Raw genomic sequence first — 13,450 nt, forward strand, 5'->3', positions numbered from 1 at the left:
CTGGCGCTGGCTGCGCCGCCAGGGCGGCGGGGGATGCGCGACGCCGCCGCCGGGACAAGAGGTGAGCGGCAGCGGTGCGCCGGCTGGTTGTTTCAACTGGAGCAGGATGTGAATCCGGGCTGTGGGGTGGACGGCGCCGTCCACCCCACAGCCGCCAACACCGCCCAGGACTTACACCGCGATCTGCTGCAACAGATACAGCCGCTGATACAAGCCGCCCTCGATCCGCATCAGTTCCTCGTGCGGTCCAGCTTCCGTGATCTTGCCGTGATTGAGCACGATGATACGGTCGGCCTCGCGGATGGTCGACAGGCGGTGCGCGATGGCGATGATGGTCACCTTGCCGCGCAATTCTTCCAACGCCTCCTGCACGATCTGCTCGGTGGCGCTGTCGATGCGCGAGGTCGCCTCGTCCAGCAGCAGGATGCGCGGCTCGCCCGCCAGCGCGCGCGCGATCGCGATCAGCTGCTTCTGGCCGGACGACAAACGCGAACCGCCTTCGCCCAGCTGGGTCTCGTAGCCGTCTTCCAGCGCGGCGATGAAGTCGTGGGCGTGGGCCGCGCGCGCCGCGGCCTGCAGGCGGGCGAAGGAAAGGCCGCGGCCCATGTCGATGTTCTCGCGCGCGGTGGCGGCCAGGATGAAGGGGTCTTGCGGCACCAGGCCGACCTCGTTGCGGAAACGCTCGTTGCCGATGCCGGCCAGCGGCAGGCCGCCGATCTCGATGGTGCCCTTGTCGGCCACGTAGTAGCGCAGCAGCAGCGACAGGAGGGTCGACTTGCCGCTGCCGGTGTGACCGACGATGCCGAAGAAGGCGCCTTGCGGCACGTCGAGCGACAGGTCGTGCAGCACCGGCTGGCCCGGCACGTAGGCGAATTCCACGTTGCGTACCCGCACCGCCGGCGCGGTCGCCGAGAAGGCGCTTTCGTCGTGCGCGCGCCTGGGATCGTGTTCCGGCGCGCCCGCTTCGTCGAGCAGCGTGTTCACGCGCGCCGCCGCCACCACCGCCTGCTGCAGGCCGCTGAACTGCATCGTGATCTGGATGAGGGGCTCCACCACGCGCGCGATGTAGCTGACGAAGGCATACAGCACGCCCACCTCGACCGCGCCGACCTCGCGCTGGCCGAAGGCGAAGATCACCAGCGCCAGCAGGGCGACGTTGAGCAGGTCGAGCGCGGGCCGCAGCAGGAAGGCGTTGGCGCGCAGCTCGGCCAAGCGCGCCGTGTAGTGGTTGCGGTTGGTGCCCAGGAAGCGCTCGCCGAAACGCACTTCGGCATTGCTGGCTTGCAGCACGCTCATGCCGCCGATCGACTCGGCCATCTGGGCATTGATGTCGCTGCGCAGTGCCCTGGCGCGCGTGACCGCCGGCGCCGACAGGCGCTGGTAGAGCCAGACGATGCCCACCACCGCCGGCACCAGGGTCAGGACGATCAGCATCAGGCGCCAGTCGAGCCAGGCCATCGCGATCATGGTGCCGATCAGGACGATCGAGTTGTCGAGCATGACGTACAGGACCTGGATGTACAGGGTCTTGACCGCCTCGGTGTCGTTGGTCACGCGGCTGACCAACTGGCCGGTGATGGCGCGGTCGAAGAAGGCCATCGGCAGGCGCAGCACGTGGCCATAGACCCATTCGCGCAGGCGCTGCACCGAGCGCATCGCGAGGCCCGACAGGCGGATCAGCTGCAGGTAGCGCACCCAGCTCGCGATCCAGCCGGTGACGACCAGGCCGCCCAGCAGCAGCGCCATGCGCGGCCAGTCGAGGTCGCGCGGCAGCAGGTGGTCGTCGATCAGGGCCTTGCCCAGCAGCGGGCCCAGGACCTCGAATGCCGCGGCCAGGATCAGCCACAAGGTGGCGACGACCAGGTGGCGCGTCTCGGGCGCTGCGGCGCGCCGCAGCAGGCGTGTGGCGAGCTTCGCCTGGTGGCGCAATTCGCCGCGTTCGACGGACTTGTCCGTGCTTGCGTCAGATGGCATCGAGGCTGGCCTCCAGTTGTTGGTAACGCCACTGGCTGGCATACCAGCCATCCAGCGCGAGCAGTTGATCGTGGGTGCCCGCTTCGACCACGCGGCCGGCCTTGAGCACGATAATGTGGTCGGCCGCGACCACCGCCGACAGTCTGTGGCTGGCGATGATGGCGGCGCGTCCGGGCTGCGCCTGGCGCAGCTCGGCCAGGTGTTCGAGGATGCGGGTCTCGGTGCCGGTGTCGACTGCCGACAGGGCGTCGTCCAGCAGCAGCAGGGAACTGGCGGCCAGCAGCGAGCGCGCGATCGCGACCCGCTGGCGCTGGCCGCCCGACAGCGTGATGCCTTTTTCGCCCACCGGGGTGTCGTAGCCGTGCGGGAAGCGCAGGATGTCGTCGTGGATGTCGGCCATCTGCGCCGCCGCGATCACCTCGGCGCGCGAGGCGCCGGGACGGGCCAGCGCGATGTTCTCGGCGATCGAGGCCGAGAACAAAAAGGACTCTTGCGGCACCCAGCTGGTCGCGCTGCGCAGGGCCGACAGGCGATAGGCGTCGAGCGGCTGGCCGGCCCATTCGACGCGGCCGGCCTGCGGCGTGGCCTGGCGCAGCAGCACCCGCAGCAGGGTCGACTTGCCGGAACCGGTCGGGCCGACCAGGCCCAGGGTCTGGCCCGGCTCGAGCCGCAGCGACACACCGTCGAGCGCCGGCTGTTGCGGATTGCCTTGTCCGCCGTAGGCGAAGGTGACCTTGTCCAGCACCAGCGCGCCCTGGCCGACCTGTTCGATGACGCCGGTGTCCTCGACCGAGAGCGGGGCGTCGAGCAGCGGTTGCAGGCGCGCCAGGCCGGCGCGGCCGCGTTCGATCAGGGTCAGCACCCAGCCGGCCGCGAACATCGGCCAGATCAGCTGGCCCAGGTACATCGTGAAGCTGGTCAGGGCGCCCACCGTGAGTTCGTCCTGCCACACCAGGTAGCCGCCCAGGCCGAGCGTGAGGCCGGTGGCGGCAGTGAGCGTGAGGCCGACCGCCGGCTCGTAGGCGGCTTCCCATTTCTGCGCCGTCAGGCTGGCTTGCGCGGCCTTGCCGGCCAGCTCGCCGAACTGGCTGGCGCTGCGTCCTTCCAGGCCCAGGGCGCGCAGGGTGCGCACGCCGGACAGCGACTCTTGCACGTGGTCGTTGAGCTTTGAAAAGCACTTGAGCGCATCGCCTTCGGCCGTGTGGATATGGGTCGAGATGTACCAGAACGCGAGGCCCATCAGCGGGAACGGCAGCAGCGCGACCAGGGCCAGGCGCCAGTCGACGCCCAGCATCATGATCCCCAGCACCATCACCAGGGTCAGCGTGCCGTCGAAGGCGGCCAGCAAGGCTTCGCCGGCCGCCATCTCGATGGCGTCGATGTCGTTGGTGGCCAGCGCCATCAGGTCGCCGGTGCGCTGGCGCTGGTAGAAGGCCGGGCCCTGCGCCGCCAGGCGCGCGTACAAGCGGGTGCGCAGCTCGACGCCCAGGTTGTAGGCGGCCGAGTACAGCCGGATGCGCCAGCAGACCCGCAGCACGTAGATCGCCACGCCCAGCGCGGCCAGTTCGGCGATCCCGAGCAGCAGGTCGTGCTGCCCGAGACGGTTGGCGGCAAGGGCGTCGACCATGGCGCCGACCTTGCGTGGGATGAGGACGGTGCAGATCGCGACGCCGACCAGCATGGCGGCCGACGAGGCATAGGATTGCCAATGCCGGCGCACGAAGCCGCCGATCAGCCTGGACAAACTCATTCGAAATCCTTGGAAATGCGCCCGAAAAAAAAGCGGGCCAGAGCCCGCTAGTGTAGTCGTTTTGCCTATCCGGCGCTGTTGATGTGCTTACTTTCGACGCTTTGGCGGGGTGTCGATGCGGGTGACGGTGGCCGAATCCTTGTCCTCGACCGGGGCCGCCATCGGATGCGGCGCGGTGGCCGCTTTCGGGGCGCCCTTGCCGGCGGCCCTGGCGATCGGCTTGGGCCTGGCGACCGGGGTTGGATCGTCGCCGATCGTCGCCTGGATCTCGTCCGCGCTCACGATCGCCGGTCCTTCCTGGACGACGACCGGCTCGGCCGGCGCTGGCGGTTGCGCCTGCACGACCGGCGCCGCCGCAGCCTGGACCGCCTCGGTGACCTTGGCGCCGGTGTCGGCGGCAGCGTCGATCGTGGCCGTCGTCGCGGCAGCGGCGACGGTCGCGGCCTGCTCGATCGGTGCAGAAACAGGAGCGGCCAGCGTCAGCGGCGCGCCCGGCGCCTCGTGCGCGATCGTGCGCAAGGCGACCGGTTGGGCATTGGCGGTGATGTTGAACAGTTCGCGGCCGTAGTTGAATAGGCTGCGCACCTGTTCTTCGGCGTGGGTGCGCAGCACCAGCAGGTCGCGCGGCTGGGTCGCCTCGATCAGCTGGCGCAGGGTGTGCGACGAGCGCTCGACCGAATCGCGCGAGGCCGACAGGTTGAGCGACATGATGCGGCTGGCATTGTCCAGCGTCTGCGTGGCGAAGGTATGAAAGAAGCGAAACTGCGCATCCCACTGGGCGCTCAGTTGCCTGGTAGATGCTGCGGACAATTGCTCGGGAAGTGAGGTCATTGGATTTCCTATCGGTCAAGTATGGCGCGCTGCAATATCGGCCAGTGTACCCACGATTTGCGGGTGTTGCAACGCACAAAGATAGCTTATTTATCAAGGGTAATATTGCATCGCAGCATTGTTTGATTTTTCTCAAAGACCATGTTCCTGAATTGCTACAATTTGCCGATCAACAGGAGATGACATGGACCTCGTGATTCGCAATGCGACGCTGCCCGACGGCCGGCAAGGCATCGACATCGGCATCGCCAACGGGCGCATCGCCGTCCTCGCACCGCGGCTGCCCGCCCGGGGCGCACGCGAGATCGACGCCGCCGGCGACCTGGTCAGCCCACCCTTTGTCGACGCCCATTTCCATATGGATGCGGTGCTCAGCTACGGCTTGCCGCGCGTGAACCGCAGCGGCACCTTGCTCGAAGGTATCGCGCTGTGGGGCGAGCTGAAGCCGGCGCTGACCCAGGACGCCCTGGTCGAGCGCGCGCTGCGCTATTGCGACTGGGCGGTGGCGCGCGGCCTGCTGGCGATCCGCAGCCACGTCGACGTCTGCGACGACCGCCTGCTGGCGGTGGAAGCCCTGCTGGAAGTCAAGCGCCGGGTGGCGCCGTATCTCGACCTGCAGCTGGTGGCATTTCCACAGGATGGCCTGCTGCGCAGCCCGACCGCCTTCGACAACCTGAAGCGCGCGATCAGCATGGGCGTGGACGTGGTCGGCGGCATACCCCATTTCGAGCGCACCATGGCGCAAGGGGCCGAGTCGGTGCGACTGCTGTGCGAGTTCGCGGCCGAACGCGGCCTGCGCGTGGACATGCACTGCGACGAGAGCGACGACCCGCTGTCGCGCCATATCGAGACGCTGGCGCACGAGGCCCAGCGCCTCGGCCTGCAGGGCAGGGTGGCCGGCTCGCACCTGACCTCGATGCACTCGATGGACAATTATTACGTGAGCAAGCTGCTGCCGCTGATCGCGGAAAGCGGGGTGGCGGCGATCGCGAACCCGCTGATCAACATCACCCTGCAGGGCCGCCACGATACCTATCCCAAGCGGCGCGGCATGACCCGGGTACCCGAGCTGATGGCGGCCGGCGTCGATGTCGCCTTCGGCCATGACTGCGTGCTCGACCCCTGGTACGGCATGGGCTCGGGCGACATGCTCGAAGTGGCGCACATGGGCCTGCACGTGGCGCAGATGACCGGGCTGGAGGCGATGCAGGCCTGCTTCGAGGCGATCACCGCGACGCCCGCGCGCATCCTCGGCCTCGAAGGCTATGGCCTGGCGCCAGGCTGCCATGCCGACCTGGTGATCCTCGACGCAAGCTCGCCGGTCGAGGCGATCCGCCTGCGTGCGGCGCGCCGCGTCGTGCTGCGGCGCGGCCGGGTGGTGGCCGAGGCGCCGCCTGCCGCCAGCCGCCTCTATCTCGACGGGCGCCCCGATGGCGTCGACTTCCGGCTGCCTCAGGGCAACAATCTGGCAAACCAGGACGCTCCGTGATTATTTGTGAGTTTTCAGGCAAAATAACTGACCGCCGGGTTCTGGCATTTGCATACTGATTGTTGTGAGAGATATTGAAATCCGTCCCGCCGTTGAAGCCGACTTCGAGGCGATCTGGACCATTTTTTGTGCCCACGTGGTGGCCGGTGAAACCTATGTCTTCACTACCGCGACGTCGCGCGAGGCCGGCCATCATTACTGGCTGGGCCAGGGCGTGCACAGCTTCGTCGCCGTGAGCCCGGCGGGGCGCGTGCTGGGCATGTACCGGCTGGTGCCGAACCAGGCCGGACGCGGCCACCACGTGGCCAACGCGTCCTATATGGTCAGCCAGTCGGCGCAAGGCGCGGGCATCGGCCGCCTGATGGGCGAACACAGCCTGGTCGAAGCGCGCAGCCTGGGCTTCCTGGCGATGCAGTTCAACCACGTGGTCAGCACCAATGCCGCCGCCATCGGGCTGTGGAAGAAACTGGGCTTTTCCATCGTCGGCACGCTGCCCAAGGCCTTCCGCCACAAGCGCCTGGGCTATGTCGACGCCTATGTGATGTACCAGCTGCTGCAAGACCCCGACCACTGGCCGACCGCGGACGAGTAGTGAAAACGACCGCATAAGCGCGATATGATCCCGGCCATGACCGAGATCCTCACCACCGACCGCCTGCGCCTGCGCCTCGTCACCGAGGACGACGCCCCGTTCTACCTGGCGCTGGCGAACGACCCCGCCTTCATCGAGCATATCGGCGACCGCAAGCTGCGCAGCGTCGACGCCGCGCGCAGCGGCCTGCGCGAGGGACCGATCGCCATGCAGGAGAAACACGGCCATTCGCTGTACCTGGTCGAGCGGCTGGCGGATGGCGCTCCGATCGGCTTGAGTGGCCTGGTCAAGCGAGATACCCTGGAGCACGTCGACATCGGCTATGCCTTCCTGCCCGACTACCGCGGATGCGGCTACGCCTTCGAGGCGGGGCAGGCGGTGGTGCGCCTTGCGGCGCGGATGGGCATCCGGCGCCTGGCGGCGATCGTCTCTCCCGGCAACGCGGCCTCGATCGCGCTCCTGCGGCGCCTGGGACTGCGCCTGGAACGCCGCGCCTGCCTGGCCCCAGGCCAGCCGGAGGTCGACGTCTACCTGGCCGACCTCGAAGGTTGAGTAGCGCACCTTGTGCGGGTATTGACGGTGGTACGATGGCGCCATCCCCAACGCCTGCTGACCGAAACGACACCGATGCCACCCGACGAGCTGCCGCCAGACGCCCATTTCTACATTGTCTTGAATGCCGGTTCCGGGCATTCCGAGACCGAAGAGCGCATCTCGACGATCCGCGAGGTCATGGACAGGTCGGGCCGGGTCTGCCACCTGGAGGTGGTCGACAAGCCTGATCGGCTGGAAGACATCGCGCGCGAGATGGCCGGCAAGGCGGTCGCCAGCAATGGCGTGCTGGTCGCGGCCGGCGGCGACGGCACCATCAACACGGTCGCGCACCAGGCGGTGCTGGCCGGCTGCCTGTTCGGCGTACTGCCGCAGGGTACCTTCAATTACTTCGGCCGCACCCACGGCATCCCGGAAGACCTGGCCGAGGCGGTGTACGCGATGCTGCGTGCCGAGGTGAGGCCGGTACAGATCGGCATGCTCAACAACAAGATCTTTTTGGTCAATGCCAGCGTGGGCCTGTATCCGGCGCTGCTCGAGGAGCGCGAGCACGACAAGCGCGAATATGGCCGCAGCCGCGTCGTGGCCTTCCTGTCGGCGATCAAGATGGCGCTGCGGCCCCACCGCCACCTGCGCATCACGCTCGAACTCGATGGCAAGGAAAAACGTCTGCGCACCACGACCTTGTTCGTGGGTAACAATCGTCTGCAGATGGAGCAGGTCGGCATGGAAGACCTGACCGAGGCGGTGGAAGAGGGGCAGCTGGTGGCGCTGGCGCCCAAGCCGATGGGCAAGCTCGGGCTGCTGGGGCTGCTGATCCGCGGCGCTTTCGGCAAGCTCGGCGCGGGCGACGACGTGATCGCCTTCGCGTTCAAGAGCATGACGGTGCGCACGCCGTCGCTCTATGGACGCAAGCGTCTGAAGGTGGCGGCTGACGGCGAGGTGAGCAAGATGGCGACGCCCTTCGAATTCCGGGTGCTCGAAGGGCGGCTCAAGCTGCTGGTGTCCGGGAAGGGGCGCGGCACACCGCGTCCCGTCAAGGGCACGCTCGAAACGGCCTGACTTATTTCACCCGCAACAACCGCACGCCATAAATGTCGAACCGGTTCGACGGCGCGGCGCCGCCGGCGCCGGTGAAGCTGCGGTTACTGTCGAGATAACTCATATTGTAGAAGTCCGTCATTTCGAGACGGTAGTTGCCCACCTCGTTGCCCACCTCGTTGCCCACCTCGTCGCCCACCTCGATGCGCGCCGCCAGCGGCGTCGAATACACGCTCGGCGTGTCCTTCTGCAGCAGCGGCGCATGCGGCAGCTGGATCACGCCCTGGGCCACGACACGGCCGCTGCCATCCTTCAACGCCAGCCATTTGACGCCGCCGCTGATGCCCAGGTTCACCTGGTTGGCGCCGTTGTGGTAGCGCACCTGGATCCGGTAATCGCCCGCCCGCTCGATGCGGATGCCATCGACGGCAAAGCGGTCGCCCGGCTTGCCCCAGTTCTTCAGGTGCGGCTGGGTGAAGCGCGCGTCGGGGGCCGTCGCCTTCAGGTTCGCGTGAACACGCGCATCGGTCACGGGAATCTCGATGCCCACGTCGACGCAGCGCGGCTGGCTGTGGTGGCTGGCGTTGCCGCTATCGGTGTACAGCGCCTCGACCGCATAGCAGGAGGCGGCGCCGGCCTCGCGATCGACCCAGGCCCCGGCCGGCAGCTTGTCGGCCACCAGCTTGCCGTCGCGGTAGACGCGGTAGCTCACGTTGGCGGCATTGCCGTTGGCGCCGATCTGCAAGGTGACGGGGCCCGAGGCTGCGCGCGCCAGGCTGTCGATGGTCGGCTCGCGCGGGCCGAAGACGGCGCTCGCTTCCTCATAGGGATTGGCGTTGACGCGGCGGATGTCCTGCTGGCCGGCCACCAGCTTGCCGAGCGTGATCTCGATGCGGTTGCCGTCGGCCAGGTCGCTCAGGCGGATGGTGTCGCCGACCCGCTTCCCGTTCAGGACGATGCGCTCGACGGCGTAATAGCCATCCTTCTCGCTCACGGCAGGCAGCTTCAGGCGGACGTCGATGCGCTTGCCGTGCAGGCGCAGGTCGTGCAGCGCGATCTCGTTCGTGGCGCCGAAGGTTTCGCGGCGCAGTGTCGACGTGATGAACGGACGCAGCGCGATGCCGTCGTCCAGCGTCTCCACGCCGAACACATTCCTGACCACCATGCCGAGATAGCCGCCCACCGACCATAGCTGGCGGCGCGAGTTGATCACCGGACCGCTCAAGCCCGGATTGTTCTCGTCGAGCAGCAGCGGCTGGCCGGACAGCCACTCGAGGTTCTCCATATTCGACAGGTTCACCGCCGCGCCGCGCATCAGTCCAGCGTAGGCCGCGTCGGCCACCGCCGTGTTCTTGCCCCGGCTTGCTGCGCGCAGGCCGTAGGCGGTCACGAACGGCCAGCTCGAACGGTTGTGATAGACCGGCGCCCCGATCTGCTGCGGCCAGATCATCGGCGCGCCCAGCGGGCCATGCGGATAACGCGCCAGGATCGAGCGCGCCTGGCTCTCGTCGGCCACGCCGCTGACGATGGCCAGCGCCTGGCCCAGCCAGTCGAACTTGTGCAGCGGCGCGTCGTCCAGGTGGCCGGCGGTGAGGCTGCTGTACATGCCTTCTTCCTTCAACCACAGGCGCGCGTTGATCGCCTGTTTCAGTTCCGCGGCCCAGCGCGCGTAGCGCCGAGCCTTGTCGTCATCGTTGTGCTCGCGCGCCAGCTTGGCCGCAAGATTCAGGGCCTGGTAGTAGACGACGTTGGTCGACAGCGCTTTCGAGCTGGCCATCGAGGCCAGGTCGCCCGGGATCCAGGCGGCATAGGTCTGGTCGCGCCAGTCGAGGAAGGATTCCTCGCCCGTGTACAGGCCGGACACTGGATCGAAGGCCGCCACGCGGTCGATCTCGATCGTGTTCGACAGCGCCTTCAAGGCGCGCGCGGCGAACGGCGTGCGTTCGGAAGCGGGCAGGGTGCGCAGCGTTGCATCAAGCGCCAGGGCCCAGGTCAGTCGGTCGGTGCTGACCGGCCAGCTGCCGCCGCTGCCGGTGTCCTGCACGATCTGCAGGCCGTCCGGCGTGCCCGGGATCTGCGGGGCGGCGGTGATGCCAGGCCGCCAGCCCGAGAGCTTGAAATCCAGTGAATTGCGCACCCGTTGCGGGTCGAGCAGGGCCAGGCCCAGGTCGGCCGCGTACGACAGGTCGCGGGTCCAGACATAGGCCCATTTCTCGCCGGTGGCGAAGCACGCGCAGTCGATCGCATTGCCGCCGTTGTAGTTGCCGTCGTTGATCTGGCTGACGGAGTTCTGGCGCATCTCGCGGCCCGCCATGGCGAACAGGGCATCGAAGGCCAGGTTGCCGCTGCGTACGCGCGGCAGGCCTTCTTCTTCGGCGTAGTCGACGTGCTGCGGACCGGGGTCGCGCAGCAGCATGGTGCTCGACTGGACGTAGTGGCGCAGCCGCGCGTTCGCATCCGGCGTCGAGTAGCGCACGGTTTCCACCTTGCCGTCCCAGGTCGGCCATTGCTGGGTTGCCTGGGCCGCGTGGCCGGCATGCGGATCGGGGCCGGCGCCACGCTGGGTGTCGGCGATGCGCGTCACCTTGAGCACGGGCTTTGCAGGATCGCGCGCATCGATCGTGAAGCGGTAGGTGCCGGGCTGGCGCACGAACAGGAAGGTCTCGGGACCGGACTGCCGCTCCAGGCGGTAATCGGTTTCCGGTTTGACGCTCGTGCTCTTGTCCGGGTCGATCACCCACTCGGCGCCCCAGTCGCTGGTCCCCAGCTTGAAGGCGTGGTTGCCGGGCATGACCTCGACGTCGGCCTGGTAGATGCCATCGCCCCTGGCCGCCAGCGGACTGGCGGTGCCCCAGCCATTGAAGGCGCCGCGCACGTACAGGCCGTCGACGTTCTGGGCGAGGACAGACCCGCAGGAGAGCAGGGCGGCCAGGGCGATGGCATGGCGCTTCATCGTGGCGCGTCCAGCTCGAGGACGATGGCGGCGCGTGCGGGAAGCGTCAACTTCTCGCGCAAGTCATAGGTCTTGCCGGTCAGCGCGTCGGTGCCGCCGGCCACGCCGGAAAGCATCTCGCGGAAGCGGTCGACGTCGAGCGCCTTTTCCTTGCCGTTGTTGTTAAACGCGACCAGCACCTTCTTGTCGTCGTTGTAGCGGAAGTAGACCCAGGTGTTGTCCTGCGGGCCGTAATGCATCATCTTGCCGTTGTGGATGACCGACTGGCCCTTGCGCCAGTTGGCCAGCTTGCGCACGAAGTCCTGTGCATTGCGCTGCCTGGTCGTGAGTCCGCCGCCCGCAAACGCATCGACCTTGTCGCCGGCCCAGCCGCCCGGGAACGGGGTGCGGTAGGTGGCGTCGTTGCGCTCGCCGACGGCGCTGGTCATCAGGATCTCGTCGCCCGTGTAGAACTGCGGGATGCGCGGCGCCGTCATCATGAAGATCATGGCCATGCGGTACTTGTCGAAGTCTTCGCCCACTTCGCTGTAGATGCGCGACATGTCGTGGTTGTCGGCGAACAGAACCAGGTTGCCCGGCTCGGGATACAGGTAGTCGAGCGACAGCGTCTCGTAGACGTCGGTGAAGACGTTGCCGCCTTTTTTATCGGCCAGCGCGCGGCGCATCGCCTCGGCCACCGGGAAGTCCATCAGGCTTGGCGTGTAGGCCTGGAAGCCGTCGAAGTTCTGCTTGCCGCGCTGCCAGTAGGCCACCACCGGCACCTTGGTGCTCCATTCTTCGCCGACCAGGTTCAGGTTCGGGTATTCGGCCATCAGGCGCTTCGTGTATTCGCCCAGGAAGGCCTTGTCGGAATAGCCGAAGGTGTCGATCCGCAGCCCGGACAGGCCCGCATACTCGATCCACCAGATGTTGTTCTGGATGAGGTAGTTCGCTACCTGCGGATTGGACTGGTTCATGTCGGGCATGCTCTTGACGAACCAGCCGCGCGTGAAGTTGTCGGCGTCTTCCTTGGAGCCATATGGGTCCTGCACCGCCGTGTGGTAGTGCTGGGTCGGCACGAACTTGTCGTTGTAGTTGATCCAGTCCGGCGCCGGCAAGTCCTTCATCCACCAGTGCTGGCTGCCGATGTGCGACAGCACGACGTCCTGGATGATGCCGATGCCGTGCTTCTTCGCTTCCTGCGACAGGCGCCTGAAGTCCTCGTTGCTGCCGTAGCGCGGGTCGATCTTGTACAGGTCGGTGGCCGCGTAGCCGTGGTAGGAGTAGCCCGGCATATTGTTTTCGACGAGAGGCGTCGGCCACAGCTGGGTGAAGCCCATGCCGGCGACGTAGTCGAGGCGGTCGATGATGCCCTTGATGTCGCCGCCGTGGCGGCCCAGGCCGCCCTTGCGGTCGAGTTTATCGGGCATGCCCTCGACGCTGTCGTTGGACGGGTCGCCGTTGGCGAAGCGGTCCGGCATGATCTGGTAGATCGCATCCTTGCTGGAAAAGCCCTGGCGCTCGGCGGAACCGGCTTCGCGTTCCAGCAGGCGATAGGTATAGCTGGCCGTGCGGTTGGCGCCCTTGAAGGCGATGTCGAAGCTGCCGGGCTTGACCTTCGGGTCGAGCGCCAGGTCGATGAACAGGTAGTTGCGGTTCGGGGTGCGGGTCACCGAGGCGATGCGCACGCCCGGATACGCCAGCGACGGGTCCAGATCGGCGATCTTGTCGCCATACACCATCAACTGCACCTGGGCGTGCTGCATGCCGGCCCACCAGAACGGCGGCTCCATGCGGGCGATGTCGGGAGTCTGGGCGTGGACGGCGAGCGAAGCGCCGCCAAGCACGATGCTGGCGAGGAGTTGTCTCATGATTATTGGGCGCCGCTGCCGTTGTCACCTGCTCAGGTAGTAAGACTACAAATCCATGCAGGATGAATACGGATAGGACGCGAAGTGTTGTTGTGTTGGCGAAAGAGTACCAAAGAAAACGGGCGCTAACAATCAATACACCTCGACCGTCTCTAGTGGAACTACACGGACAATTCATCGCTGAATCTTAAGGTTTCCTTCAGAAACGGCACGAAATTCCTTACCACGTGGACGAATATGCACATTTCTGTAGCTCAGCTACAACGCGCGCGATACTGTTTTTTACGAAACCTGCCATTATTGTCGATACACACAGTTTTTCGATTGCAACATCTAGTTTTAGTACAGGCGTTCTGTCGAAGCTGATAAAAATTGTCGAGGCAATGACCCCGGCAGCGGCAACGCCGCGCCGCAGGTA

General features: G+C 66.6%; 9 protein-coding genes. 4 read left to right on the forward strand and 5 right to left on the reverse strand.

The features are described from left to right. Nucleotides 1-171: 171 nt before the first annotated feature. The 3 genes from DIR46_RS18365 to DIR46_RS18375 all read right to left on the reverse strand — a co-directional run bounded on the left by DIR46_RS18365 (nt 172) and on the right by DIR46_RS18375 (nt 4,555). Nucleotides 172-1,974: an ABC transporter ATP-binding protein gene (locus DIR46_RS18365; RefSeq protein ID WP_109346524.1), complete on the reverse strand. Its 1,803-nt coding sequence runs from the start codon at nt 1,972-1,974 to the stop codon at nt 172-174. Further along, entirely contained in the window at nt 1,964-3,724 is a 1,761-nt protein-coding gene (locus tag DIR46_RS18370; protein ID WP_109346525.1) for an ABC transporter ATP-binding protein, read from the reverse strand. The genes DIR46_RS18365 and DIR46_RS18370 overlap by 11 nt, the downstream gene beginning before the upstream one ends. A gap of 87 nt (nt 3,725-3,811) precedes the next feature. Continuing rightward, the gene (locus DIR46_RS18375; RefSeq protein WP_109346526.1) at nt 3,812-4,555 is read right to left on the reverse strand and encodes a phasin family protein; all 744 of its coding nucleotides are present in this window, start codon (nt 4,553-4,555) and stop codon (nt 3,812-3,814) included. 184 nt (nt 4,556-4,739) lie between these two features. On the opposite strand from DIR46_RS18375, the gene DIR46_RS18380 reads away from it, so the two are divergent. The 4 genes from DIR46_RS18380 (at nt 4,740) to DIR46_RS18395 (ending at nt 8,250) form a co-directional block, all read left to right on the forward strand. Continuing rightward, on the forward strand, nt 4,740-6,044 hold the full coding sequence (locus DIR46_RS18380) for an amidohydrolase family protein (RefSeq protein WP_109346527.1): 1,305 nt from the start codon (nt 4,740-4,742) through the stop codon (nt 6,042-6,044). 64 nt (nt 6,045-6,108) lie between these two features. Beyond that, complete coding sequence (locus DIR46_RS18385) at nt 6,109-6,636, forward strand: GNAT family N-acetyltransferase (protein WP_109346528.1); 528 nt, start codon at nt 6,109-6,111, stop codon at nt 6,634-6,636. Between the two features lie 36 nt (nt 6,637-6,672). Continuing rightward, nucleotides 6,673-7,188, forward strand: coding sequence for a GNAT family N-acetyltransferase (locus DIR46_RS18390; protein ID WP_229446302.1), 516 nt, complete (start codon nt 6,673-6,675; stop codon nt 7,186-7,188). A gap of 75 nt (nt 7,189-7,263) precedes the next feature. Then, complete coding sequence (locus DIR46_RS18395) at nt 7,264-8,250, forward strand: diacylglycerol/lipid kinase family protein (protein WP_109346530.1); 987 nt, start codon at nt 7,264-7,266, stop codon at nt 8,248-8,250. A gap of 1 nt (nt 8,251) precedes the next feature. Here DIR46_RS18395 and DIR46_RS18400 read toward each other — a convergent pair whose 3' ends face one another. After that, nucleotides 8,252-11,182 (reverse strand): alpha-L-rhamnosidase-related protein, encoded by a 2,931-nt coding sequence (locus tag DIR46_RS18400; RefSeq protein ID WP_109346531.1) that lies wholly within the window; start codon nt 11,180-11,182, stop codon nt 8,252-8,254. Further along, the gene (locus DIR46_RS18405; RefSeq protein ID WP_109346532.1) at nt 11,179-13,032 is read right to left on the reverse strand and encodes a glycoside hydrolase family 13 protein; all 1,854 of its coding nucleotides are present in this window, start codon (nt 13,030-13,032) and stop codon (nt 11,179-11,181) included. The genes DIR46_RS18400 and DIR46_RS18405 overlap by 4 nt, the downstream gene beginning before the upstream one ends. Between the last annotated feature and the right edge of the window lie 418 nt (nt 13,033-13,450).

It is taken from the genome of Massilia oculi, assembly GCF_003143515.1.
Classification (GTDB): Bacteria; Pseudomonadota; Gammaproteobacteria; order Burkholderiales; family Burkholderiaceae_D; genus Telluria; species Telluria oculi.

Coding starts and splice junctions, on each gene's coding strand:
- DIR46_RS18365 (WP_109346524.1), bottom strand. CDS start 1,974: ATGCCATCTGACGCAAGCACGGACAAGTCCGTCGAACGCGGCGAATTG.
- DIR46_RS18370 (WP_109346525.1), bottom strand. CDS start 3,724: ATGAGTTTGTCCAGGCTGATCGGCGGCTTCGTGCGCCGGCATTGGCAA.
- DIR46_RS18375 (WP_109346526.1), bottom strand. CDS start 4,555: ATGACCTCACTTCCCGAGCAATTGTCCGCAGCATCTACCAGGCAACTG.
- DIR46_RS18380 (WP_109346527.1), top strand. CDS start 4,740: ATGGACCTCGTGATTCGCAATGCGACGCTGCCCGACGGCCGGCAAGGC.
- DIR46_RS18390 (WP_229446302.1), top strand. CDS start 6,673: ATGACCGAGATCCTCACCACCGACCGCCTGCGCCTGCGCCTCGTCACC.
- DIR46_RS18395 (WP_109346530.1), top strand. CDS start 7,264: ATGCCACCCGACGAGCTGCCGCCAGACGCCCATTTCTACATTGTCTTG.
- DIR46_RS18400 (WP_109346531.1), bottom strand. CDS start 11,182: ATGAAGCGCCATGCCATCGCCCTGGCCGCCCTGCTCTCCTGCGGGTCT.
- DIR46_RS18405 (WP_109346532.1), bottom strand. CDS start 13,032: ATGAGACAACTCCTCGCCAGCATCGTGCTTGGCGGCGCTTCGCTCGCC.